Source organism: Gottfriedia luciferensis, from assembly GCF_001712755.1.
GTDB lineage: Bacteria > Bacillota > Bacilli > Bacillales > Bacillaceae_G > Gottfriedia > Gottfriedia luciferensis_B.
This window is the reverse complement of sequence record NZ_MDKC01000012.1, coordinates 1-24,653: the sequence shown is the minus strand read 5'-3', so window position 1 is coordinate 24,653 and position 24,653 is coordinate 1. Positions and strand designations below refer to the sequence as shown.

General features: G+C 35.4%; 25 protein-coding genes, 1 rRNA gene and 2 other annotated features. All 26 genes read right to left on the bottom strand.

Features of this window, described 5'->3' with window-relative positions; genetic code table 11:
* Nucleotides 1-16: 16 nt before the first annotated feature.
* Nucleotides 17-3,547, bottom strand: a complete 3,531-nt coding sequence (rpoB, locus tag BED47_RS10075) for a DNA-directed RNA polymerase subunit beta (protein WP_069033606.1) — start codon at nt 3,545-3,547, stop codon at nt 17-19.
* Between the two features lie 246 nt (nt 3,548-3,793).
* Nucleotides 3,794-4,393: a class I SAM-dependent methyltransferase gene (locus tag BED47_RS10070; RefSeq protein WP_069033605.1), complete on the bottom strand. Its 600-nt coding sequence runs from the start codon at nt 4,391-4,393 to the stop codon at nt 3,794-3,796.
* Nucleotides 4,394-4,503: 110 nt separating this feature from the next.
* Entirely contained in the window at nt 4,504-4,863 is a 360-nt protein-coding gene (gene rplL / locus BED47_RS10065; protein WP_069033604.1) for a 50S ribosomal protein L7/L12, read from the bottom strand.
* Nucleotides 4,864-4,919: 56 nt separating this feature from the next.
* Nucleotides 4,920-5,420 carry a 50S ribosomal protein L10 gene (rplJ, locus tag BED47_RS10060; protein WP_069033603.1) on the bottom strand — a complete coding sequence of 167 codons (501 nt, stop codon included), beginning with the start codon at nt 5,418-5,420 and terminating at the stop codon, nt 4,920-4,922.
* Between the two features lie 43 nt (nt 5,421-5,463).
* Nucleotides 5,464-5,601, bottom strand: a sequence feature (ribosomal protein L10 leader region).
* A 54-nt stretch (nt 5,602-5,655) separates the two neighbouring features.
* Entirely contained in the window at nt 5,656-6,345 is a 690-nt protein-coding gene (gene rplA / locus BED47_RS10055; protein WP_056467376.1) for a 50S ribosomal protein L1, read from the bottom strand.
* Between the two features lie 115 nt (nt 6,346-6,460).
* Nucleotides 6,461-6,886, bottom strand: coding sequence for a 50S ribosomal protein L11 (rplK, locus tag BED47_RS10050; RefSeq protein ID WP_056467373.1), 426 nt, complete (start codon nt 6,884-6,886; stop codon nt 6,461-6,463).
* A 169-nt stretch (nt 6,887-7,055) separates the two neighbouring features.
* Nucleotides 7,056-7,589 carry a transcription termination/antitermination protein NusG gene (gene nusG, locus BED47_RS10045; RefSeq protein WP_056467370.1) on the bottom strand — a complete coding sequence of 178 codons (534 nt, stop codon included), beginning with the start codon at nt 7,587-7,589 and terminating at the stop codon, nt 7,056-7,058.
* A 114-nt stretch (nt 7,590-7,703) separates the two neighbouring features.
* Complete coding sequence (secE, locus tag BED47_RS10040) at nt 7,704-7,901, bottom strand: preprotein translocase subunit SecE (RefSeq protein ID WP_235832964.1); 198 nt, start codon at nt 7,899-7,901, stop codon at nt 7,704-7,706.
* A 110-nt stretch (nt 7,902-8,011) separates the two neighbouring features.
* Nucleotides 8,012-8,158, bottom strand: coding sequence for a 50S ribosomal protein L33 (gene rpmG, locus BED47_RS23205; protein WP_082459366.1), 147 nt, complete (start codon nt 8,156-8,158; stop codon nt 8,012-8,014).
* Between the two features lie 134 nt (nt 8,159-8,292).
* Nucleotides 8,293-8,943, bottom strand: coding sequence for an RNA polymerase sporulation sigma factor SigH (gene sigH, locus BED47_RS10035; protein ID WP_056467364.1), 651 nt, complete (start codon nt 8,941-8,943; stop codon nt 8,293-8,295).
* 65 nt (nt 8,944-9,008) lie between these two features.
* Nucleotides 9,009-9,488, bottom strand: a complete 480-nt coding sequence (locus BED47_RS10030; RefSeq protein WP_254664585.1) for an NYN domain-containing protein — start codon at nt 9,486-9,488, stop codon at nt 9,009-9,011.
* Between the two features lie 34 nt (nt 9,489-9,522).
* Nucleotides 9,523-10,266, bottom strand: a complete 744-nt coding sequence (gene rlmB, locus BED47_RS10025; RefSeq protein WP_069033601.1) for a 23S rRNA (guanosine(2251)-2'-O)-methyltransferase RlmB — start codon at nt 10,264-10,266, stop codon at nt 9,523-9,525.
* 1 nt (nt 10,267) lies between these two features.
* The gene (locus tag BED47_RS10020) at nt 10,268-10,684 is read right to left on the bottom strand and encodes a Mini-ribonuclease 3 (protein ID WP_069033600.1); all 417 of its coding nucleotides are present in this window, start codon (nt 10,682-10,684) and stop codon (nt 10,268-10,270) included.
* Nucleotides 10,685-10,688: 4 nt separating this feature from the next.
* Nucleotides 10,689-12,089: a cysteine--tRNA ligase gene (gene cysS / locus BED47_RS10015; RefSeq protein WP_069033599.1), complete on the bottom strand. Its 1,401-nt coding sequence runs from the start codon at nt 12,087-12,089 to the stop codon at nt 10,689-10,691.
* A gap of 4 nt (nt 12,090-12,093) precedes the next feature.
* Nucleotides 12,094-12,732 carry a serine O-acetyltransferase gene (gene cysE / locus BED47_RS10010; RefSeq protein WP_069033598.1) on the bottom strand — a complete coding sequence of 213 codons (639 nt, stop codon included), beginning with the start codon at nt 12,730-12,732 and terminating at the stop codon, nt 12,094-12,096.
* Nucleotides 12,733-12,815: 83 nt separating this feature from the next.
* Nucleotides 12,816-13,035 (bottom strand) — a binding site (T-box leader).
* 42 nt (nt 13,036-13,077) lie between these two features.
* On the bottom strand, nt 13,078-14,538 hold the full coding sequence (gene gltX, locus BED47_RS10005; RefSeq protein WP_069033597.1) for a glutamate--tRNA ligase: 1,461 nt from the start codon (nt 14,536-14,538) through the stop codon (nt 13,078-13,080).
* 42 nt (nt 14,539-14,580) lie between these two features.
* Nucleotides 14,581-15,060: a 2-C-methyl-D-erythritol 2,4-cyclodiphosphate synthase gene (gene ispF / locus BED47_RS10000; protein ID WP_069033596.1), complete on the bottom strand. Its 480-nt coding sequence runs from the start codon at nt 15,058-15,060 to the stop codon at nt 14,581-14,583.
* A gap of 11 nt (nt 15,061-15,071) precedes the next feature.
* On the bottom strand, nt 15,072-15,758 hold the full coding sequence (gene ispD, locus BED47_RS09995) for a 2-C-methyl-D-erythritol 4-phosphate cytidylyltransferase (RefSeq protein ID WP_069033595.1): 687 nt from the start codon (nt 15,756-15,758) through the stop codon (nt 15,072-15,074).
* 20 nt (nt 15,759-15,778) lie between these two features.
* On the bottom strand, nt 15,779-16,849 hold the full coding sequence (locus BED47_RS09990) for a PIN/TRAM domain-containing protein (RefSeq protein ID WP_069033594.1): 1,071 nt from the start codon (nt 16,847-16,849) through the stop codon (nt 15,779-15,781).
* A 49-nt stretch (nt 16,850-16,898) separates the two neighbouring features.
* Nucleotides 16,899-17,972 (bottom strand): DNA integrity scanning diadenylate cyclase DisA, encoded by a 1,074-nt coding sequence (gene disA, locus BED47_RS09985; protein ID WP_069033593.1) that lies wholly within the window; start codon nt 17,970-17,972, stop codon nt 16,899-16,901.
* A 2-nt stretch (nt 17,973-17,974) separates the two neighbouring features.
* Nucleotides 17,975-19,354 (bottom strand): DNA repair protein RadA, encoded by a 1,380-nt coding sequence (gene radA, locus BED47_RS09980; protein WP_069033592.1) that lies wholly within the window; start codon nt 19,352-19,354, stop codon nt 17,975-17,977.
* Nucleotides 19,355-19,533: 179 nt separating this feature from the next.
* The gene (gene clpC, locus BED47_RS09975; RefSeq protein WP_069033591.1) at nt 19,534-21,975 is read right to left on the bottom strand and encodes an ATP-dependent protease ATP-binding subunit ClpC; all 2,442 of its coding nucleotides are present in this window, start codon (nt 21,973-21,975) and stop codon (nt 19,534-19,536) included.
* 20 nt (nt 21,976-21,995) lie between these two features.
* Complete coding sequence (locus BED47_RS09970) at nt 21,996-23,063, bottom strand: protein arginine kinase (protein WP_069033590.1); 1,068 nt, start codon at nt 23,061-23,063, stop codon at nt 21,996-21,998.
* Nucleotides 23,064-23,068: 5 nt separating this feature from the next.
* Nucleotides 23,069-23,617 carry a UvrB/UvrC motif-containing protein gene (locus BED47_RS09965; RefSeq protein ID WP_069033589.1) on the bottom strand — a complete coding sequence of 183 codons (549 nt, stop codon included), beginning with the start codon at nt 23,615-23,617 and terminating at the stop codon, nt 23,069-23,071.
* Between the two features lie 19 nt (nt 23,618-23,636).
* Nucleotides 23,637-24,098, bottom strand: a complete 462-nt coding sequence (locus tag BED47_RS09960) for a CtsR family transcriptional regulator (RefSeq protein ID WP_069033588.1) — start codon at nt 24,096-24,098, stop codon at nt 23,637-23,639.
* A 410-nt stretch (nt 24,099-24,508) separates the two neighbouring features.
* A 5S ribosomal RNA gene (gene rrf / locus BED47_RS09955) occupies nt 24,509-24,624 on the bottom strand.
* Nucleotides 24,625-24,653 lie beyond the last annotated feature (29 nt).

Below are 24,653 nucleotides of genomic sequence, written 5' to 3'. Positions count from 1 at the left end.
TACCCTAATATAATACTTATTCTTTTACGTATTCCATATCCATCGCTAAATGTTCTGAAGCTTGATCATCATCATCTTCAGTATCACGCATTTCGATTTCTTGATCTGTTGCAGACATCATTTTAACATCCATACCTAGAGATTGTAATTCCTTAATCAATACTTTGAATGATTCTGGAACACCTGGTTCTGGTACATTTTCACCTTTAACGATTGCTTCATATGTTTTCACACGGCCAACAACGTCATCAGATTTAACTGTTAAGATCTCTTGTAATGTATAAGCAGCACCGTATGCTTCAAGTGCCCAAACCTCCATCTCACCAAAACGCTGTCCACCAAATTGTGCTTTACCACCAAGTGGTTGTTGCGTAACAAGTGAGTATGGTCCCGTTGAACGAGCATGTAACTTATCGTCAACCATGTGTGCAAGTTTGATCATATACATGACACCTACAGAAACACGGTTATCGAAAGGCTCACCACTACGTCCATCATATAATACAGTTTTAGCATCACGTGCCATACCAGCTTCTTCAATTGTTCCCCAAACATCTTCCTCACGCGCTCCGTCAAATACTGGAGAAGCAACATGAATGCCAAGATATCTTGCAGCCATACCTAAGTGCAGCTCTAATACCTGACCGATGTTCATACGAGAAGGTACCCCTAATGGGTTTAACATGATATCAACTGGCGTTCCATCAGGTAAGAATGGCATATCTTCTTCTGGTAAAATACGAGAGATAACCCCTTTATTACCATGTCGTCCAGCCATTTTATCCCCTTCAGAGATTTTACGTTTCTGAACGATATAAACACGAACAAGTTGGTTTACTCCTGGTGGTAATTCATCACCGTTTTCACGAGTGAATACTTTCACATCAAGAATAATTCCGCCTCCACCGTGTGGAACACGTAAAGATGTATCACGAACTTCACGAGCTTTTTCACCGAAGATTGCATGTAGAAGACGTTCTTCAGCAGTTAATTCAGTTACACCTTTAGGCGTTACTTTACCAACTAATAAATCTCCATCTTTAACTTCCGCACCAATTCGGATAATTCCACGCTCATCAAGATTTTTAAGTGCATCTTCACCAACGTTTGGAATATCACGAGTGATTTCTTCAGGTCCTAATTTTGTATCACGAGCTTCTGATTCATATTCTTCAATATGAACTGAAGTGTAAACATCTTCTTTAACAAGACGGCGACTCATAATAATCGCATCCTCGTAGTTGTAACCATCCCATGTCATGAATGCTACTAATACGTTACGTCCTAGAGCTAATTCACCTTTTTCCATTGAAGGTCCATCTGCAAGAATTTCGCCTCTTACTACTTCGTCACCAACACTTACGATTGGGCGTTGGTTATAACAAGTACCTTGGTTTGATCGTACGAATTTTAACATACGATATTTATCAAGGTCACCTTTAACTTTTTGTCCATCTACTTCTAAGTAGCGACGTACCCAAACTTCTTTCGCTTCAACACGTTCAACGATACCTGGGTGTTTACAAATTACTGCAGCACCAGAGTCTTTTGCTGAAACGTATTCCATACCTGTACCTACGATTGGTGATTCAGGGTTTAATAATGGTACTGCTTGACGTTGCATGTTCGCTCCCATTAGGGCACGGTTTGAGTCATCGTTCTCTAAGAAAGGAATACATGCTGTCGCAGCTGATACTACTTGTTTTGGAGATACATCCATGTAGTCAATACGTTCACGTTTAACAACTGTGTTGTCTCCACGGAAACGAGCTACTACATCTTCATCTAAGAAGCTTCCGTCTTCACCTAAACGTGCATTCGCTTGGGCTACAACGTATAGATCCTCTTCATCAGCAGTTAAATAGTCAATTTTATCAGTTAGACGACCTGTTTCAGGGTCTACACGACGATATGGAGTTTCAATGAAACCAAATTGATTTACTTTTGCATAAGAAGAAAGTGAGTTAATTAATCCGATGTTTGGTCCCTCAGGCGTTTCAATCGGACACATACGACCATAGTGAGAGTAATGAACGTCACGTACTTCAAATCCTGCACGTTCACGTGTTAAACCACCTGGTCCAAGTGCTGATAGTCTTCGTTTATGAGTTAATTCAGCAAGAGGATTTGTTTGATCCATGAATTGAGATAACTGTGAACTACCAAAGAATTCTTTAATTGAAGCAATTACAGGGCGAATATTAATTAACGCCTGTGGAGTAACTGCGTTTGTATCTTGAATTGACATACGTTCACGTACTACACGTTCCATACGAGATAAACCGATACGGAATTGGTTTTGAAGTAATTCACCAACTGAACGTAAACGACGATTTCCTAAATGGTCAATATCGTCAGTGTCACCTACGTTATGTAGCAGGTTAAAGAAGTAAGAAATTGAAGAAATAATGTCCGCAGGTGAAATGTTTTTCACACTTTTGCTTACATTCGCATTTCCAATAACTTGAATAACTTGTTCACCATCTTCTACAGGAGCGTAAATTTTAATAGATTGTAAAGTAATCTCATCTTCTAATACGCCACCAGCAGGGTGAGCAACTTTTTCACCGATATTCTTTTCTAAGAATGGAAGAATACGGTCTAACGTACGGCGATCAAGAGTTGTCCCTTTTTCTACAATAATTTCACCAGTTTCTGGGTCCACTAGAGTTTCTGCAATACGTTGGTTAAACAGTCTATTTTTAATGTGTAATTTTTTATTTATTTTGTAGCGTCCAACGCTAGCTAAGTCATAACGCTTCGGATCAAAGAAGCGAGTAATTAATAGGTTTTTAGCGTTTTCTACTGTAGGTGGTTCACCTGGACGTAATCTTTCATAGATTTCAAGAAGCGCTTTTTCAGTGCTATCTGTGTTATCTTTTTCAAGAGTATTACGTAGGTATTCATTTTCGCCTAATAAGTCTAGAATCTCTTGGTCTGTACCAAACCCAAGCGAACGTAGTAGTACCGTTACAGGTAATTTTCTTGTACGGTCAATACGTACATAAACTACATCCTTCGCGTCCGTTTCGTACTCTAACCAAGCACCACGGTTCGGAATAACTGTAGCCGTAAAACCTTTTTTACCATTTTTGTCTATCTTTCCACTATAGTACACACTTGGAGAACGTACTAATTGTGAAACGATTACACGTTCAGCACCATTAATAATGAATGTGCCTGTGTCCGTCATCAATGGGAAATCACCCATGAAAACGTCTTGCTCTTTAACTTCGCCAGTTTCCTTATTTAATAGGCGAACTTTTACTCGAAGCGGAGCAGCGTAGTTTACGTCACGCTCTTTTGATTCTTCTACAACATACTTCGGCTCACCTAAACTGTAATCAATGAATTCTAATGATAGATTACCTGTGAAATCCTCAATTGGTGAAATGTCTTGGAACATTTCTCTCAAACCTTCATCTAAAAACCATTGGTAAGATGCTGTTTGAATTTCAATTAAGTTAGGTAACTCTAAAACTTCACTGATACGAGCATAACTTCTGCGTTGGCGGTGTCGTCCATATTGAACTAGTTGACCTGTCAACATATTCACCCCTTAAATTAAGAGTATTTATAACAAAAAAATAGTAACAAATAAGCAGAAAAATGCCACTTACTTGTTAGACAAAAAATAAAATGGTTTCAAAATGAAAACCATTTATTAAACTCAACGACAGTCATTTTACTATCATTTCCAAAGAATATAGAAATATACCCACTTTCAAAAAATCATTTTTGAAAATAAATATATATTGGCATTTAATAATACTATCACAAGCAAAAATTACAGTCAATCTTTTTTACTTTTTATGATATAATATCCTTTATCTTTTTTCACTACCTCAACCTCGTCGAACGTTTCTTTTAATAATTCAAGAGCAGATGGCGCTCCTTGCTTCTTTTGTATAACTACCCAAAGCTCTCCACCAGGGAGTAATTTATCATGAGCACCTTTCAAAATTTCATGAACAACACTTTTCCCAGCACGAATTGGCGGATTTGTTAAAATAGCAGCATATTGTCCAGTTACATTTTCATAGATGCTACTTTCATAGATTTTCACATTATCAATCTTATTTACATTCGCATTTTCTTTCGCTAATTCTATCGCTCTTAAATTCACATCGACCATTTCCACTGTTCGACTAATACCATCTTTTGCGATTGATAATCCTATTGGACCGTATCCACATCCAACATCTAAAATATTACCTTCAATTTCTGGAAACGTGAAAATGTTAATTAAAACACGGGATCCAAAATCAACTTCATTCCTAGAAAAAACCCCTGAATCAGATTGGAATTTTAAATCATTACCTCTCAGAGTAAACGAAAATACCTTTTTATCAGTTTTACTATTCGGTTGATTTGTAAAATAATGATCTGCCATAAAAAACTCCTTCTTCCATAAATATACTTATCAACAGTCTTCCCAAAAGCAATCCCATATGTACAAAAAAAGCTCGCATAAATGCGAGCTTTTCTAAAAACTTTTAGAAATTACTTAACTTCTACGTTAGCGCCAACTTCTTCAAGTTTAGCTTTCATTTCTTCAGCTTCTTCTTTGCTGATTCCTTCTTTAATTGCTTTAGGAGTGTTGTCAACTAATTCTTTAGCTTCTTTTAATCCTAAACCAGTTAATTCACGAACTACTTTGATTACTTTGATTTTTTGGTCGCCAGGGCTAGCTAATACTAAATCAAATTCAGTTTGCTCAGCAGCAGCTTCTACAGCGCCACCCATCATAGCTACAGGAGCAGCAGCAGTTACGCCGAACTCTTCTTCGATTGCTTTTACTAAGTCATTTAATTCTAATACAGTCATGTTTTTAACTGCTTCAATGATTTGTTCTTTAGTCATTGTTAATTTCCTCCTTGTTTATACCTTTAAATTATATATTTTAAGCGATCTTGGCATTAAGCGCCTTGTTCTTCTTTTTGTTCTGCAACTGCTTTAGTTGCAAGAGCGAAGTTGCGGATTGGTGCTTGTAGCACGCTAAGCAACATAGAAAGTAAACCTTCGCGAGATGGAAGTTCAGCAAGAGCTTTAACTTCTTCAACAGTAGCAACGTTTCCTTCGATTACACCAGCTTTAATTTCTAAAGCTTCATGTTTTTTAGCGAAATCGTTGATTACTTTAGCAGGAGCAATTACATCCTCCGTACTAAACGCGATTGCGTTTGGACCAGTTAATGATTCGTTTAAACCAGCTAAGCCAGCCTCTTCAGCAGCACGACGAGTTAAAGTGTTTTTGTAAACTTTGAACTCAACGCCAGCTTCACGTAATTGCTTACGTAATTCAGTTACTTCAGCAACATTTAAACCACGGTAGTCAACAACAATTGTTGATTTACTATCACGTAATTTAGCAGCTACTTCAGATACAACTTGTTTTTTAGCTTCTAATACTGCGCTCATTTATTACACCTCCTGTGGATTTTAGTGTGTATACCGCAAAAGTGTAACCATAGCAAAACCTCCACGAACTTTTTTTTAAAAAAGACATGGAGGTTGTATATGCACGAATTTATCAGTTATACACCTCGGTAGGATATTAAGCATAAGCACCTACTGTCTACGGTAGTCTATTTAATTAGCAAGACAAACTCCATTATAGAGAGTTCTTGTCGAATTGTCAACTTTGTTTTTTATCTTAGAAACTAGCTGGATCTACTTTGATACCAGGGCCCATAGTTGAAGTGATTGCTACGTTCTTCATGTATGTTCCTTTAGCAGCAGCAGGTTTAACTTTTACCATAGTTTCAAAGATTGTTGTAAAGTTTTCTACTAACTTTTCGTTTTCGAAAGATACTTTACCGATTGGTACGTGAATGTTACCAGCTTTATCAACACGGTATTCAACTTTACCAGCTTTGATTTCGTTAACAGCTTTAGTTACGTCAAATGTAACTGTACCTGTTTTCGGGTTTGGCATTAAACCTTTAGGTCCTAATACACGTCCTAATTTACCAACTTCAGCCATCATGTCTGGAGTTGCTACTACTACATCAAAGTCGAACCAACCTTGTTGGATTTTGTTAATCATGTCAGCATCGCCTACGAAATCAGCACCAGCAGCTTCAGCTTCTTTAGCTTTTTCACCTTTAGCGAATACTAATACACGTTGTACTTTACCAGTACCGTGTGGAAGAACTACTGCACCACGAATTTGTTGGTCAGCTTTCTTTGGATCTACTCCTAAACGGAATGCTACTTCAACTGTTGCATCAAAGTTAACAGTTGTAGTCTTTTTAACAAGTTCAACAGCTTCGTTTACTGCGTAAACAGCTGTACGATCTACTAATTTAATAGCTTCTTGGTATTTTTTACCTTTGTTAGCCATGTTTTATTCCTCCTAATGTGGTTTTAACGGATTTTCCTCCCACGAATAAAGGTTGCGATAAAACACATCAAATGATGTTCGCAACCTCCTCAATCACACCTTATTGAAGATGGGATTAGTCTTCAATAACGATACCCATACTACGTGCAGTACCTTCTACCATACGCATAGCAGCTTCAACAGAAGCAGCATTTAAGTCAGGCATTTTTTGTTCAGCAATCTCACGCACTTTATCGCGTTTAACTGTTGCTACTTTTTTACGATTTGGTTCACCAGAACCAGACTCGATACCAGCCGCTACTTTAAGAAGTACAGCAGCAGGAGGAGTTTTCGTAATAAATGTAAACGAACGATCTTCGAATACAGTGATTTCAACAGGAATAATTAGACCAGCTTGGTCAGCTGTACGAGCGTTGAACTCTTTACAGAATCCCATGATGTTAACACCTGCTTGTCCTAATGCAGGACCAACTGGTGGTGCTGGGTTTGCTTTTCCTGCAGGAATTTGCAATTTTACCATTTTAATTACTTTTTTAGCCACGAGACACACCTCCTTAAGTCCGTGATGTGGTAATGGGGTTTTACACCCTCCCACTCATATCGTGTTGCATTTTCATGCATATTCTTATACAGAAGTTAATACCATCTTTTCGATGCATATTGACCTTTAAAAGTCTAACATTTTCAAATTAAAAATGCAAGGTCTTGTATTATAATTTTTCAACAAGATGTAAATCCAGTTCTACTGGCGTTTCTTTATTAAAGAATTCTACTAACACAGTCACTTTTTTCTTTTCGAAGTCAATTTCCTTAATTGATCCAGTATAATTCGCAAATGGTCCTTCTTTTAATCGAACAACTTCATTTACATCTAAATCAATATCGATTGTTTGTTCATCTAGACCCATATGTTTTAGAATATGCGTAATTTCTTCTTCTAAAAGTGGGGTTGGTTTTGAACCAGATCCAGCTGAGCCAACGAAACCAGTTACTCCCGGTGTATTACGAACTACATACCAAGAATCGTCAGTCATTACTAGTTCAACTAATACATAACCTGGAAACACTTTACGTTTCGTTACTTTCTCTTTACCGTTCTTCATTTCTACTTCTGATTCTTCTGGAACTATTACACGGAAAATTTTATCCTGCATTCCCATTGTTTCTACACGTTTTTCTAAATTTGCTTTTACTTTATTCTCATATCCTGAGTAAGTATGAACTACATACCATCTTTTTTCCATGTTAGAGGACTACTTGTCCTTCCCTCCCCGGTCAACTTTCTTTGCAAATTAAAAAACCCGTCACCGGGCTTTTTTTTAAACATTATCACTCATTATAGCACAATTAGTTTTAACTTATTCAAGAATAAGTCGAATTAGTTTAGAAAGTCCTGTGTCAATTACAGCGAAGAATACTACAAAGAATAAAACTGTAGCTAATACTGTAACTGTTGAATTAACTAATTCTTTACGTTTAGGCCATGAAACTTTTTTCATTTCACTTTTTACTTCGCGAAAAAACTTACCGATACGACCCACAGATGCAACCCCCATATATACTAGTTTAGAGATTTACGAAACGTCCGCCTTGTCCAAAAAATAGTGCTGAATCTAGTTTATATAATGAATAAGGACATTCGCAATTATCATTTATCTTACTTCATTTATTTTGTTTCTTTATGTGTAGTATGCTCATTGCACGTTTTACAAAACTTTTTCATCTCCAAACGTTCTACAGAAGAGGAATTCTTCATCGTGGAGTAATTTCTATTATTGCAATTAGCGCACGACAGGACAACTTTTTTTCTCATGGTGACACCAACCTAATTCATCTATAATTATCCATTTAGAATGTACCATGTGAATTATAAACTGTCAAACTCAATGGTATACCCTTGTATTCCTATACATTATCACGAATTACAAGGGAGTTTCTTTGATCTGATTAAACTGACAGTTCTCTTATTTCCATATATCTTTCAAGCTTTCTTTTCACTCTTTGTAAAGCATTATCAATCGATTTCACATGTCTATTTAATTCTTCTGATATTTCTTGGTAAGATCGACCATCTAAATAGAGTGATAATACTTTTCTTTCTAAATCGCTTAATAATTCAGACATTTTAAGCTCTATGTCCACATTTTCTTCTTGATTGATCACAAGTTCCTCTGGGTCCATGTTTTTTGTTTCTGTTAAAACATCCAGTAAAGTACGATCAGATTCCTCATCGTAAATAGGCTTGTCCAATGAAACATAAGAATTTAACGGAATATGCTTTTGCCTAGTAGCTGTTTTAATTGCTGTAATAATTTGTCTTGTAATGCATAATTCTGCAAACGCCTTGAAAGACGAAAGTTTGTCTTCTTTGTAATCACGAATTGCTTTGTATAATCCAATCATACCTTCTTGAATGATGTCTTCACGGTCAGCTCCTATTAGGAAATAAGACCTAGACTTTGCTTTAACGAAATTTCGGTATTTTTGAATTAAAAATGTTAGTGCCTCTTGATCACCCTCTCGAACATATTCGAGAATTACCTCATCTTCTAAAGGGCCATACTCTATCATTAGCTTCAATTCCTGTTCAACGTTCACAATTAGCACCTCCGACCAAACAATTTAATTAAATTATACAGCACAAAGAAGAAGGAAACAATAAGTCATCGTTCCCCTCTTCGCCATTTTTCTAAAATTTCTGTTTGTTTCGAATTCAAAGTCTTACTAATTGTCAGTCTTTGATCAGGTATTTCACTAATTTGACTACTTATCATTTTTTTATTTTGAGTAACCGATCGATATAGTTCCATTGCAGGTATACGAAGTGCACCTTGTCCAAATATTTGCCATTGCTCAGTAAAGTCAGATGTCGCAACATAAATATGATGGTTAACATGACGAAGCTCAATTGCCAGTTTTTCAATTTTTTCATCAGCCGTCTGGTTTTTTCGAGTAAAAATCACTTCGACCTTTGAATTCTTGTCGACCTTTTCGATTCCATTTACAAAATGAGCATCAAATACAACAATTATAGACATCCCTGTGTATGCCTTATACTCAGCAAGCTGAGTAATTAGATAATCTCGTGATTTATCAAAGTCAATTTCTCGAAGTTTTCTAAGATTCGGCCAAGCTCCAATCATGTTATAACCATCTACAATAAGAATCTCTTTCTTTTTATGATCCAAGTGGATGTCTCTTACGATGTATTTCATACATTAATAAACTAGCCGCAACAGACGCATTTAAAGATGTAACTTTACCGACCATTGGTAACTTAATTAGGAAATCACATTTTTCCTTTAAGATCCTGCTCATGCCTTTACCTTCGCTACCAATAATTAAACCCAGAGAAATTTGGCCATCCATGTTTCGATAGTCATCAGCACCTTTTGCATCTGTACCAAAAATCCAAACTCCTCTTTCTTTTAATTCATCTACCGTTCTCGCTAAGTTCGTTACTCGAGCTACTGGAATGTATTCAATTGCTCCAGTAGAAGACTTAGCAACCGCTGAGGTTAAACCTACCGCTCTTCTCTTTGGAATAATGATCCCATGAGCACCAACTGCATCTGCAGTTCTCATAATTGAGCCTAAATTATGAGGGTCTTCAATTTCATCAAGAATTAAGAAGAATGGTTGTTCATTTCGACTACTAGCCACTTCAAACAAATCATCAATTTCCACATATTCATATGCAGCCACTTGTGCTACTACACCTTGGTGGTTTCCTTTAACCATTCCATCTAATTTCTTGTTTGGTGCAGTTTGAACTATCACTTTGTTTTGGTTAGCTAATTCTAAAAGTTTATGGATTTGACCTTTATTTGCTCCTTCGCTAACCCAAATTTTATTTATATCACGACCTGAACGTATTGCTTCCATAACTGGATTACGTCCAATAATAAATTCCTCAGACATATTATTCTCCTTTATCATTCTCAATAAATTGAATCGCAAAATGTACAATTGTATTGAGTCTATCTTCATTTTTTAATAAATAATGGTATCCAATTAACGCTTCCATTGCGGTTGCGTACCGATATGTTTGTACATCAGTATTTTTTGGCACAGTTCCTGACTTTGCATTACGGCCCCTTTTAACGACCGCAACTTCTTCATCTGACAATATCTCAGTAAAAAGCATTTCTCTAATTACTTTAGCTTGTCCTTTCGCAGAAACAAATCTTGTTGCTGCTCGGTGAAGTTGATTAGGTCTCACTTTTCCTTTTTCAAGGAGGTGATGACGTACATAAATTTCATATACAGCATCACCTATATAAGCAAGTGCTAAACTGTTTAGTTGTTTAGCATCAACATTTTGGTTACTTTCAATCATGAAGTTATCCTCTTTTCCAGCGAATACCTTGCGGAGTATCTTCAATGATTATATTCATTTCTTTTAATTGATCACGAATTTGGTCCGCTAATGCAAAATCACGATTTTTACGTGCGTCGGTACGTTTTTGAATTAATGCTTCGATTTCATCATCTAACATTGCTTCTTCTTTAACTAGTGTAATGCCTAGTACATTTGATAATTCATCAAAAGTTGCTACTAATTGGTTTAATACATTCGTAGAAGTATGTGTCTCTAGTAAATATTGATTTGCCAATTTAGCTAATTGATATAAAACAGAAATCGCATTAGCTGTATTAAAATCATCATCCATTACTTTTGTGAAGACAGCTTTTTCATCTGCTATTTCTTTTAACCACTTATTGTCATCTTCAGTTAAGTTAGTACTACTTTCTAGACGGTGCTTACTATTTTGGTAAGCCGTTTTTATACGTTCAAAACCATTTCTAGCTTCTTGTAAAAGTTCATCGCTATAGTTAATTGGATGACGATAATGCACTGATAACATGAAGAAACGTAATAACATAGGATCAACAATTTTAATAATGTCATGGACTAATACAAAGTTACCCAATGATTTAGACATTTTTTCGTTGTCAATATTGATGTATCCATTATGCATCCAATAATTTGAAAAAGTTTTCCCGCTTAAAGCTTCTGACTGAGCAATTTCATTCTCATGGTGTGGGAATGATAAGTCTTGACCGCCTGCATGAATATCAATTGTGTCACCAAGGTATTTCTTTGCCATTGCTGAGCACTCAATATGCCATCCTGGTCTACCTTTCCCCCATGGACTTTCCCAGAATATTTCGCCTGGTTTTGCTGCTTTCCATAGAGCAAAATCTAGTGGGTCTTCTTTCTTTTCGCCAACTTCAATTCTTTCACCAATTCGAAGGTCTTCAATTGATTGGTGTGAAAGTTTACCGTAACCTTCAAATTCCTTTGTTTTGAAGTAAACATCACCTTCAGATTCATATGCATAACCTTTTTTTACTAGCTCATCGATAAACTCAATAATAATATCCATATTATCCATTACACGAGGATGATTCGTTGCTGTTTTGCAACCTAGCTCTTGAACATCTTCAAAATATGCATTAATAAAACGATCTGCTATAGTTGGGACATCTGAACCTAATTCATTTGCTGCTTTAATTAACTTATCATCAACATCAGTGAAATTTGAAACATAGTTTACTTCGTATCCACGATATTCAAAATAGCGTCTTACTGTATCAAAAACAATAGCAGGTCTTGCATTACCAATATGAATATAGTTATATACAGTAGGTCCACATACATACATTTTGACCTTGCCTTCTTCTATAGGCTTAAAATCTTCTTTATTTCTTGTTAAGGTATTATAAATTTGAATTGCCATAGTGTTACTTCCTTTCAGATATTCTCATTAAACTTCTTAGCTCTTCTAATTCCGCTTCTAGTTGTAGTAATCGATCTGCTACTGGGTCAGGTAGATCACAGTGATCAAATTGATTATTTACTCTAATTCCATCTTGAACAACTATCTTCCCAGGTATACCAACAACCGTAGTATTCTTTGGAACATCCTTTAGCACAACTGAATTTGCACCGATTTTTGCATTTTCTCCGATTGTGATTGATCCCAGAACTTTTGCTCCCGTAGCTACTAATACTCCACTCAATAAGGTCGGGTGTCGCTTACCTTTTTCCTTACCGGTTCCACCTAATGTTACTCCTTGATAAATCGTAACATCATCACCTATTTCACATGTTTCTCCAATTACAACTCCTGCACCATGATCGATAAAAAATCGTCTACCAATTTTCGCCCCTGGGTGAATCTCGATTCCTGTTAAAAAACGAGCAAACTGTGAAATACTCCTTGCAATAAAGTGCCATTTTTTCCGATAGAAATAATGAGCAAATCGATAAAGCCATAATGCATGTAAACCAGCATACGTAAGAATAACTTCTAAATAGCTAGTAGCGGCTGGATCGCGTTCAAATATCGTCGCTACATCTTCCTTCATGTACTTTAGCATCTTCATTTCCCCTTAAAGAATTTATTAAGAATTTGATTTTTTTCTCTATAAAAAATAAAAAGCGTCCCAGTGTACATAAAATACACAGAGACGCTTAATGCGCGGTTCCACTCTGTTTAGATAAAATAAATTTATCTCAACTCATGTAATGTAACGGTTTCCACCGCCTTAGCCTACTAAAACGTATTTTTCGGCTAAGGACTCAAGGGGGCACTTCAATGACTACCGTTAAAATCACTTTCACCAGTGTGATTCTCTCTGGGTAACGAGTAAGCATTTACTTTTCCCTATCAACATTTTACCTATATGAATATTACTTATATATATTACAAATTAATCAAAATGTTAACCAATTATTTGTTGTAAACGAGCAATAACTTTTTCTTTTCCTAATAAAGTCATCGCTGCTGGTAATTCAGGACCATGACATTGACCAGTTGTTGCCACACGAATTGGCATAAATAACTTTTTGCCTTTTTGTCCAGTTGACTTTTGAACTGATTTCATTGCAGCTTTAATTGAATCAACTGTAAATTCTTCAGAAGCATTAAGTTCTTCAACTAATGCTGAAAGTACTTCTTTCACTTGCTCTTCAGAAATAACAGCTTGCTCTTCTTCACCGAATGTTAATACATCTTTGAAGAATAAGCTTGATAATTCTACAATTTCAGCACCAAAGCTCATTTGGTCTTGATATAAAGCTACTAGATTTGTAACCCACAGATTTTCATCTGCAGTGCGTTCTTCATTTACAAAACCAGCTTTAATTAGATGTGGTAATGAAATTTCTACCACTTTTTCTAATGGTTGCTCTTTAATATATCGGTTGTTAATCCAAGTTAATTTTTGCTTATCAAACATAGCAGGAGCAGAACTTAAACGGCTAGGATCAAAAATCTTAATAAATTCATCCTTGCTGAAAATCTCTTCTTCACCAACTGGTGACCAACCAAGAAGAGCAATAAAGTTAAATAACGCTTCTGGTAAGTAACCAAGATTTTGATATTGTTCAATAAATTGTAATACAGATTCGTCACGTTTTGAAAGCTTTTTACGGTTTTCGTTCACAATTACTGCCATATGACCAAAACCTGGAGCATCCCAATTTAATGCACGATATACCATTATTTGTTTAGGTGTATTAGAAATATGCTCTTCACCGCGAAGTACGTGACTAATCTTCATTAATGCATCGTCAACTACTACAGCGTAGTTATAAGTAGCGATTCCGTTCTTTTTAACAAGAACCCAGTCGCCGATATCTTTTGATTCAAATTTAATATTTCCACGAACGATATCTTCCCACTCATACGTATCGTTTGCTGGTACTGCAAAACGAATAGTGTGCTCTGCACCTGCTGCTTCTTTTACAGCTCTTTCTTCAGCTGTTAAATGACGGCATTTTCCGCTATAACGTGTAGTTGGATGACCAGCAGCTAATTGTGCTTCACGTTCCGCTGCAAGCTCTTCCTCTGTACAATAGCACTTGTATGCATGACCATTCTCAATTAATTCATTAGCATATTGTTTGTATAAGTCTAGTCTTTCTAGCTGGCGATAAGGACCGTACTCGCCACCTTTATCTGGACCTTCATCCCAATCAATACCTAACCAGTGTAAATATTTCGCTTGGCTTTCTTCGCCACCTTCAACATTACGTTCAATATCAGTATCTTCAATACGTAATACCATATCACCGTTAAAATGCTTAGCAAATAAATATACGTATAATGCTGTACGTGCATTTCCAATATGTAAATGACCTGTCGGACTAGGTGCATAACGAACTCTTACTCTATTTGACATTTATAGACACTCTCCACTAATTAATTAATATACTTTATTAGTTTAAGCCTTCTTTTGTAACAATACAACCGCTTGGGATGCAATTCCTTCTTTTCTTCCTGTAAAACCTAATTTTTCAGTTGTTGTTGCTTTAACATTAATACAATCAGATGTCGTTTCAAGCAGTTCGGCAATTCGCTCTCTCATTAATTGGATATATGGTGCCATTTTAGGCGCTTGAGCAATAATCGTACAATCTGCGTTAACTACCTCATAGCCTTTATCCTTAACAATATGAAATACGTGTTGAAGTAGTTTTGCTGAATCAGCATCTTTAAAAGCTGGATCTGTATCCGGGAAATGTCTACCTATATCTCCTTCACCAATAGCCCCTAGCAATGCATCCGATATTGTATGAAGAAGAACATCGGCATCAGAATGACCTAATAAACCTAACTCGTACGGGATCTCAATTCCACCAATAATTAATGGGCGATTTTCTGCAAAAGCGTGAACATCAAACCCTTGTCCAATTCTAAACATGTAAACACCTTCTAACCTCTATATTGTTCATAGATTGTTTCTGCAAAAAACAAATCTTCTTTAGTTGTTACTTTAATATTGTTATAATCTCCATTTACTACAAAAACTTTACTTCCGTTCCATTCAACTAAGCTAGCATCATCAGTTCCTAAATAACCATTTTCAATTGCTTTTTGATGCGCTTCTATTAAGCATTTGTATGTAAAAGCTTGGGGAGTCTGTACTCCCCAAAGTGTAGAACGATCGATTGTTTCAACGACTTCTTGATCAATAACTTTCTTTATTGTATCTTTCATCGGAACTGCACAGATGACTGCCTCATGTTCATTCATCTTTTCAAGAATCCGCTCAATCACTGCATTTGTTACAAAAGGTCTCGCCCCGTCATGTACTAAAATAAAACTTTCAGTATCCTTAATTGAAACTAAACCATTATAAACACTTTCTTGCCTCTCTGCTCCACCTTTTACATAGGTTATTTTATTTTGAATAAAGCTTGGCAAATTTAAAGTTTCAAAGAACTCTTTTTCAGATTCTTTAATTGGTAAGATAATCTCATTACAGCGATGATCTTCGCCAAATACTTTTAAGGTTAATTCAATAATTGGCGAGCTAATTATTTTTAGAAATAATTTATTATAGCCTGCACCCATTCGAGAGCCAGAACCCGCTGCTGGAATGATGACCTTATATTGCATTTTACGTATACCCCTCTAACTTACTTTACTTTTGCAAAAATCATGCGACCAGCAGAAGTTTGTAGTACGCTCGTAACGACTGTCTCTACTCGTTTACCAATTGATTCTTTACCGTCTTCTACAACGATCATTGTACCATCGTCTAAATATGCAACACCTTGTAATTTTTCTTTACCTTCTTTTACTACAAAAGCAGTTAATACTTCCCCTGGTAATACTACTGGTTTAATTGCATTTGCTAGATCGTTAATATTCCAAACTTTAATTTGCTGAAGTTCACTTACTTTATTTAAATTAAAGTCATTTGTCACTAAAATACCATTTTTTAATTTAGTAAGCTTTACTAATTTGGCATCTACTTCAGGAACATCTTCAAAATCACCTTCGTAGATTTCAACTTTCATAGCTAGCTCTTTTTGGATTCTATTTAGAATATCTAATCCTCTTCGCCCTCTATTTCGTTTTAACGTATCTGAGGAATCAGCTATATATTGTAACTCTGCTAATACAAATTGTGGAATCACAATTGTTCCTTCTATGAAACCAGTTTGGCATATATCAGCAATACGACCATCAATGATTACACTAGTGTCTAAAATTTTAACTGGAATATCGAATGCTGCATCTTGCTCTTCAGCAACCTTTTTCTTGGCCTTAGAAGATAAAGTAAATAAACTCAATAATTCTTCTCTTTTTTTAATCCCAACTTGAAAACCTAAATATCCTAATAAAATCGTAACAACTATTTGAATAATTGATGAAACATACTGTAATCTAATTGAGTCAATTGGCAATGAAATAAGAAATGCCAGAATAAGTCCAAAAACAAGTCCTAAACTACCAAACAAAATCATTGAAATAGGAGCCTTTAATAATTTCTCCTCAATATACTTAATAAACGTTACTGTTGGATCAACTAACCAAAGCGATAAAATAAAAAAGATCACTGCTCCACTTAAAGCTTGCACATAAGAATTATGCAAAATATTAGGTAACTCAGTTTTTAAGAGTTTATCTAATAGTGGAAAAAGTACTAAACCTAAAGTACTTCCGACAAAAATATAAATAACTTGAACGATCCTCTTTATCAATTCGCCACCTCCTTTAAATAAATAATAACTCTATCTTAGACGAAATAACTTAGTTATGTCTATTGATATACAGTTGCTCCTGAATTCGTTTTAATCCTTCTTTGATTTTTTTTGCACGAATTTCACCAATTCCATCAACATCATCCAACTCAGCAAGAGTAGCTTTGTAGATCCCTTTAAGGTGCTTAAATCGCTGTGTTAAATTTTCAATCACTAGCGGCGGCAGTCTAGAAATTTTCATCAACATACGATACCCTCTAGGCTCTACCATTTCCTCAAGATTTGTGTTATTCGGATAACCTAGTAATTTAATAATGGCATGATCCTCTAACAATTCTTCGTTTGCCAGTTCTTGGAGCTTTTGCAAAATACTTTTAGGATCTTGTTCCTTACTATAATGATAATCCTTTATTAAAAGTAATGCCTCCTCCTCAAGGTCCGAAATGATCTCAATTAACTGTAATTCAATCAGTCTTCCTTCATCACCAAGCTCAATTACATAATTATTAATTTCATTTTTAATTCGAAGAACCATTTCAACACTATGTAAAACATTTACAACTTCAAATAATGTCACTAGCTCTTCAAATTCTAAAATACTAAGTGAGGTAATCCCTTGATTCCATACAATTTTATATTTTTCAAGAGTCTGAATCGCCTGATTAGCTTTTGTTAAAATTACACCAATATCTCGCAGTGTATAGCGCAAATTACCTTTATATAAGGTAATAACATTACGTCTTTGCGAAATAGCAATTACTAAGTTTCCAGTCTGTCTTGATACTCGTTCTGCAGTTCGATGACGCATACCAGTTTCTTTTGTAAAGATTGATTGATCTGGTATCAATTGTGCATTTGCTAACAGGATTTTTGACCCTGTTTCATTTAAAATGAGCGCTCCATCCATTTTTGCTAATTCATATAAGCTAGCTGGAGAGAAAGGGTCATTAATATGAAAACCACCGTCGACCATTTCTTTTGTTTCATCATTAAAGCCAAGTACAATTAGTCCACCAGTCTGTGCTCTAAGTACATTATCAATGCCATCACGCAATGGTGTACCTGGAGCGATCATTTCTAAAACTGGCAACATTGATTTAGCTTTTTGTTTTTGATCCTCCATCTCTACCCTCCTAACACGTATTTTAATGCTTCATGTACTGTATTAATACCTATTATTTCCATTCCTTCGGGAAAACTCCATCCTCCAATATTTTTTGATGGAATTATTGCTCTTTTAAATCCAAGTTTAGCTGCTTCTTGTACTCTTTGCTCTATTCTAGATACCCTGCGAACTTCTCCTGTTAAACCGATCTCACCAATTACTACATCTGTTGGATTAGTAGGTTTATCTTGAAAGCTTGATGCTATACTTACCGCAACAGCTAAGTCTACAGCTGGCTCATCTAACTTCAGTCCTCCGGCAACCTTTAAATAAGCATCTTGATTTTGTAATAAAAGGCCCATTCTCTTTTCTAATACAGCCATAATTAACGATACTCTATTATGATCTATACCAGTTGCCATTCGTCTTGCATTTCCAAAGCTCGTTGGAGAGACAAGTGCTTGTAGTTCAACTAATACAGGTCTAGTACCTTCCATAGAAGCAACAACAGTTGAACCTGCTACTCCAAAAGGTCTCTCTTCTAAAAATATTTCCGATGGATTCAGTACTTCCACTAATCCTAACTCTTTCATCTCAAAAATACCAGTTTCATTAGTAGATCCAAAACGATTTTTAACTGCCCTTAATATTCGATATGTATGATGTCGTTCACCCTCAAAATATAATACTGCATCTACCATATGTTCCAGTAAACGTGGGCCTGCAATTGATCCTTCTTTTGTTACATGTCCTACTATAAAGATCGGGATCCCTTTAGTTTTCGCGAATTTCATTAATTCTGAAGTACACTCTCGTACTTGTGATACACTACCAGGAGCAGATGTTACTTCTTGTAAATAGATTGTTTGAATCGAATCAATTACAACAAAATCAGGAGCCATCTCATCCATATATCGAGCAATATGAGACAAATCTGTCTCGGATAAGACATATAAGTTTTGTGTAGCGACACCTAGTCGTTCTGCTCTTAATTTTATTTGCTTCTGAGATTCTTCACCTGAAACATATAAAACTTTATGGTCCTTTTTAGCCAATTGTGAGGAAACCTGTAATAGCATTGTCGACTTACCAATTCCCGGGTCACCACCAATTAATACTAATGAACCTAAAACGATACCTCCACCTAAAACCCGATTAAACTCATCAAATGAGGTTTCGATACGAGTTTCAGTGCCTATTTCAACTTCCATGATTGAAATTGGTTTCGTTCCTTCTACTGTAGCATTTGTATTAAATGTTAGCCTTCTTGAACTAGCAGGCTGTTCTATAAACTCAACCATTGTATTCCACTCGTTACATGCAGGACACTTTCCAATCCACTTAACCGATTCATATCCACAAGATTGACAAACGAATTTAGTTTTACTTTTTTTAGCCATATGTATAGTACCTCTTTTGTTACTCTGATTTTCTATATTAATAGAGTATGTATTCTAAGTCTATCCTAACGCTTTTTTGATATAAGAAAAAGGGCTTCACGCCCTTTTTCACAAATTAGATAACTTTACAATTAATTTGTTCAATTATCCTTCATAAAAGGTATGAACTTTGTAATTGCTTATTGATTTACAGTTTCAGCCGCTGATCTAATCAAATATTCATTATCCTTTACATCAAGAATAACTTTTCGGCCTTTTTCAACATTACCTTTTAATAATTCTTCGGATAAACGATCCTCTACTTGTTTTTGAATTGCTCTTCTTAATGGACGAGCTCCGTATTCAGCATCGAATCCTTCATCTGAAATTTTATCAATTGCTGCATCTGATAATTCTAGTTCAATTTCTTGTTCTTTTAAACGCTTCGTTAAGCTATTAACCATTAAGTGAACAATTTCTTTAATATGTTTCTTCTCTAATGAATGGAAGACGATTGTTTCATCGATACGGTTTAGGAATTCAGGACGGAATGCTTTTTTCAGTTCCTCTAATACTTTTCCTTTCATATCTTTGTAATCTTTTTCTCCATCGTTAATATTGAATCCAACATATTTATTTGTTTTTAAAGCACTTGCTCCGACGTTTGATGTCATAATAACAAGTGTATTTCTAAAGTCAACTGTGCGACCTTTTGAATCGGTTAATCGACCGTCTTCTAATACTTGAAGTAGGATATTAAATACGTCTGGGTGAGCTTTCTCAATTTCATCTAATAGAATTACTGAGTAAGGTTTACGTCTAACTTTCTCAGTTAATTGACCACCTTCATCATAACCTACATATCCTGGAGGTGCTCCTACTAAACGAGATGTTGCGTGTTTTTCCATATACTCTGACATATCAATACGAATCATCGCATCTTCATCGCCGAAAATTGTTTCAGCTAATGCTCTAGCCAACTCTGTTTTACCTACCCCTGTAGGACCTAAGAAAATAAATGAACCAATTGGGCGTTTTGGATCTTTTAATCCAGCTCTTGCACGTCTTACAGCTTTAGAAACTGCTACTACTGCTTCTTCTTGACCAATTACTCGTTTATGAAGAACGCTTTCCATATTTAACAGTTTATCTGCCTCTGTTTGAGCAAGTTTTGTAACTGGAATATTCGTCCAAGATGATACAACATTCGCTATATCCTCTACAGTTACTTCGGAATTTTCTTTACCTTGTTTCTCTTTCCATTGACGTTTCGTATCTTCTAATTGTTCACGTAATCTTTGTTCTGAATCTCTTAATGATGCTGCTTTTTCAAATTCTTGACTTTGAACAGCTGCATCTTTCTCTTTACGAACTTCCTCTAATTTTAATTCTAATTCTTTTAAATTTGGCGGTGTTGTAAAGCTACGTAGTCGTACTTTAGAACCAGCCTCATCAATAACATCAATTGCTTTATCCGGTAAGAAACGGTCTGTAATGTATCGATCAGATAGTTTTACAGCTTCAATAATTGACTGATCAGAAATTGATACTCTATGATGTGCCTCATAACGGTCACGTAAGCCTTGAAGAATTTGAATTGACTCCTCTACACTCGGCTGATCAACTTGAATTGGTTGGAAACGACGCTCTAACGCAGCATCTTTTTCGATATATTTACGGTATTCATCAATTGTTGTTGCACCGATGCATTGTAGTTCACCACGTGCTAATGATGGCTTTAAGATGTTAGATGCATCAATTGCACCTTCCGCTCCTCCTGCACCAATTAATGTATGAAGTTCATCAATGAAAAGAATAATATTACCAGCTTGACGAATTTCGTCCATTACTTTTTTCAGACGATCTTCAAATTCACCACGGTACTTAGTTCCAGCTACGACAGTACCCATATCAAGTGTCATAACTCGTTTATCTCTTAAAATTTCTGGTACTTCATTATTTACAATTTGTTGAGCTAAACCTTCTGCAATAGCTGTTTTACCAACACCAGGCTCACCAATTAATACTGGATTATTCTTAGTGCGTCGGCTTAACACTTCAATTACTCGCTGAATTTCTTTACCACGCCCGATTACAGGATCTAAGCGACCCTCTCTAGCTGATACTGTTAAATCACGAGCTAAGCTGTCTAATGTCGGTGTGTTTGCTTGATTAGCAGATCCATTTTGATGATTAGACGAGCTTTCATTACTGCCTAATAATTGAAGAACTTGTTGACGAGCTTTATTTAAGCTAACACCAAGATTATTTAATACTCTTGCTGCTACGCCTTCTCCTTCTCGAATTAATCCTAAAAGGATATGCTCTGTTCCTACATATGAATGACCTAATTTACGAGCCTCATCCATTGATAATTCAATCACTTTTTTAGCTCTAGGAGTGTAGTGTACAGTTTGAGCAACTCCTTGGCCACGTCCTATTAATGTTTCCACTTCTTGTTGTACTTTCTCTGGGCTTAATCCAAGTGCAAGTAATGCCTTAGCAGCAATCCCTTCTCCCTCTCGAACAAGTCCTAGTAAAATATGTTCTGTACCTATATTTGAGTGTCCAATTCGGATTGCCTCTTCTTGAGAAAGAGCTAATACTTTTTGAGCACGTTCTGTAAATCGACCAAACATCATAATTGGTTCCTCCCATATAATTAGTTATTTTTGTTAGATAGTCTTTCGCGTATTAGTGAAGCTCTTTTAATATCCCTTTCTTCGGGAGTAAGCTGATCACCGACATACTGTTGTAAGATACCTGGTTGGGTTAATATCATTAATTCATGTAAAAAGTTTTTAGATAACCCATCAATTAAACCTAGATCAATCCCTAATTGTACATCCGATAAACACTTAGCACTTTCCTTTGTTTCTATTATTCTTCCGTATTTCAATGTACCTAAAGAACGAAAGACTCGATCTTCTAAAAGAATTAAAGAAGTTCTTGCAAGTGCATCTCTTGCTGATTTCTCGTGTTTAATCAGTTGTTGAACAATTGTCGTTAAATCTTCTATTATTTCTTCTTCCGATTTCCCTAATGTTATTTGATTCGAAATCTGAAAGATATTACCTAATGCTTCGCTACCTTCACCATAAATTCCTCTTACTACTAAACCAAGTTGATTAATAGTAGGGATTAAACGGTTAAATTGTTTCGTGATGACTAGTGCTGGTAGATGCATCATCACTGAGGCCCTTAATCCGGTACCAACGTTAGTAGGACAACTAGTTAAATAACCAATTGTTTCATCAAAAGCATATTCAAGCTGACTCTCTATATAATTATCAATATGATTCGCTTGAGTAAGTGCCTCTCTAAGTTGTAAACCTGGAAATAGAGCTTGAATTCTTAAATGATCTTCTTCATTGATCATAATGCTAATTTGTTCATCCTGAGATAGTATACATGCTCCATGTACCGACTCTTGAACTAAATTAGGACTTATTAAGTGTTTTTCAATTAATACTCTTTTTTCTACTGGTTCTAACTTATTAATTTCAATATATTCAAAAGGTCCGTTTGGTAAAGCTGTACTACCTTCAAAATAATGTTTAACTAAATGACAAATTTCTTTAGCCTTGTCTTGACTAAGTAAAGTTGGATACAAATATGCACTGAAATTTCTAGCTAACCTAATACGACTACTTAAAACGATATCATCATCTGGGCCTTCTTGTTTCATCCATGGACTGATGGCCTCATTAATAATTCGATTAATAGACATGTAACTTACTCCACCTCCTTTTGAAGGGCTTGTAAATCTTTTTCAATTTCACGAATTTCATCCCGAATCTTAATTGCTTGCTCAAAATCTTCGTTATCAATAAAATTTTTCATTTGAGATTTCAAGTCTTGTAACTTCCTTTTCAAGGAGATTGCCCCATTAATCTTTTGAGGGATTTTCCCTGTATGCGATACATTACCGCTATGAATTCTTTTAACAATTGGTTTCATCTGATCCATAAATGTTTCATAACAAGTAGAACAACCTAACCGTCCAATTTTAGTAAACTTTTGAAAAGTCATCTTACATCTAGGACATTCAATTTGGGAATCTTGATGAAATTTATTTTTCTTCATTTCATAAATACCAGTATTACCTTTAAACAATCCAGCTAACAAATCATTTACAGAATAACCACCTATTTCAGAAAAAATATGTTTATTGTTCGATTCATTTGCGCATTTCTCACATAAGTGAATATCTGTTTTCTCACCATTAATAATTTTAGAATAGTGTAATGTTGCCGGACGTTCTTGACATTCTTGACAAATCATTATGGGCAACCTCCATATTCTATTTATACTTTAAGCTTCTTAGCATTGCCTTGAACATTCTTGCTCTTAACTCGTCTCTATAAGGTAAATTAACCATTATTACTGAACGATCTAATACACTTAACATCATTTTTGCTTCTCGCCCAGTAATTACATTTTTTTCAAGTAGTAGACGAATATAGTCCTCTGAGCTAGACTGTGCAATATTATTAGTAAAGCTACTTAATATTTGATCTATCACGCTCGCTTTATCATGAAATTGTACTTTAATAATTCGAATATACCCGCCGCCGCCGCGTTTACTTTCTACTACATATCCTCTTTCTAATGTGAATCTAGTATTTATTACATAATTTATTTGAGAAGGTACACAATCAAATTTATTCGCTATTTCACTTCTTTTTATCTCGACATAATCTTTATCGGATATGTCAAAGTAGTGCATTAGATATTGTTCAATAATATCTGATATATTCTTCATCTATTTACCACCTTTACTGACTTTGACTATCTTTGACTATTATTATATTCCTTTCATGAAAAATTTCAACTATTATCTCTTTACCATTTTTTCCAAACGATACAGCTCTTAATCTTTTTTATACATTAAGAATTGTATAAATTGGTAGCCTAGAAGAAAAATTGACGTATTTTTCAATATTGGATATTAAATATAAGTGCTATATCCTCTCTGTCATTACCTAAAGGCTCGCCAATTGGCGATTTTTCTTTATCAGTATATATATATATATGTTATACAATTCTTTTAAGAAGCTTTTTTTCCTTTTTACTTTTATTAAAAAAATTATTATTTTGATCAATCTCGTTTGATCATTTGAGCATTTTTAGATAACAAAAAAAACATCAGCCTAATTGCTGATGTTTTTGGTTACCAGGCGACGTTCTACTCTCACAGGGGGAAACCCCCAACTACCATCGACGCTGAAGAGCTTAACTGCCGTGTTCGGTATGGGAACGGGTGTGACCTCTTCGCAATAATCACCTGATTTGTATTGAGTTGTACTTCGTACCCTCA

Coding starts and splice junctions, on each gene's coding strand:
- ispF (WP_069033596.1), bottom strand. CDS start 15,060: ATGTTTAGAATTGGACAAGGGTTTGATGTTCACGCTTTTGCAGAAAAT.
- radA (WP_069033592.1), bottom strand. CDS start 19,354: ATGGCTAAAAAAAGTAAAACTAAATTCGTTTGTCAATCTTGTGGATAT.
- BED47_RS09965 (WP_069033589.1), bottom strand. CDS start 23,617: ATGATTTGTCAAGAATGTCAAGAACGTCCGGCAACATTACACTATTCT.
- BED47_RS10030 (WP_254664585.1), bottom strand. CDS start 9,488: ATGATTGGAGCTTGGCCGAATCTTAGAAAACTTCGAGAAATTGACTTT.
- cysE (WP_069033598.1), bottom strand. CDS start 12,732: ATGCTAAAGTACATGAAGGAAGATGTAGCGACGATATTTGAACGCGAT.
- ispD (WP_069033595.1), bottom strand. CDS start 15,758: ATGCAATATAAGGTCATCATTCCAGCAGCGGGTTCTGGCTCTCGAATG.
- clpC (WP_069033591.1), bottom strand. CDS start 21,975: ATGATGTTTGGTCGATTTACAGAACGTGCTCAAAAAGTATTAGCTCTT.
- BED47_RS10070 (WP_069033605.1), bottom strand. CDS start 4,393: ATGGCAGATCATTATTTTACAAATCAACCGAATAGTAAAACTGATAAA.
- secE (WP_235832964.1), bottom strand. CDS start 7,901: ATGGGGGTTGCATCTGTGGGTCGTATCGGTAAGTTTTTTCGCGAAGTA.
- rplJ (WP_069033603.1), bottom strand. CDS start 5,420: ATGAGCGCAGTATTAGAAGCTAAAAAACAAGTTGTATCTGAAGTAGCT.
- rpmG (WP_082459366.1), bottom strand. CDS start 8,158: ATGAGAAAAAAAGTTGTCCTGTCGTGCGCTAATTGCAATAATAGAAAT.
- BED47_RS09960 (WP_069033588.1), bottom strand. CDS start 24,098: ATGAAGAATATATCAGATATTATTGAACAATATCTAATGCACTACTTT.
- BED47_RS09970 (WP_069033590.1), bottom strand. CDS start 23,063: ATGTCTATTAATCGAATTATTAATGAGGCCATCAGTCCATGGATGAAA.
- cysS (WP_069033599.1), bottom strand. CDS start 12,089: ATGGCAATTCAAATTTATAATACCTTAACAAGAAATAAAGAAGATTTT.
- rplA (WP_056467376.1), bottom strand. CDS start 6,345: ATGGCTAACAAAGGTAAAAAATACCAAGAAGCTATTAAATTAGTAGAT.
- rlmB (WP_069033601.1), bottom strand. CDS start 10,266: ATGTCTGAGGAATTTATTATTGGACGTAATCCAGTTATGGAAGCAATA.
- nusG (WP_056467370.1), bottom strand. CDS start 7,589: ATGGAAAAAAGATGGTATGTAGTTCATACTTACTCAGGATATGAGAAT.
- BED47_RS10020 (WP_069033600.1), bottom strand. CDS start 10,684: ATGATTGAAAGTAACCAAAATGTTGATGCTAAACAACTAAACAGTTTA.
- disA (WP_069033593.1), bottom strand. CDS start 17,972: ATGGAGGATCAAAAACAAAAAGCTAAATCAATGTTGCCAGTTTTAGAA.
- gltX (WP_069033597.1), bottom strand. CDS start 14,538: ATGTCAAATAGAGTAAGAGTTCGTTATGCACCTAGTCCGACAGGTCAT.
- rplL (WP_069033604.1), bottom strand. CDS start 4,863: ATGACTAAAGAACAAATCATTGAAGCAGTTAAAAACATGACTGTATTA.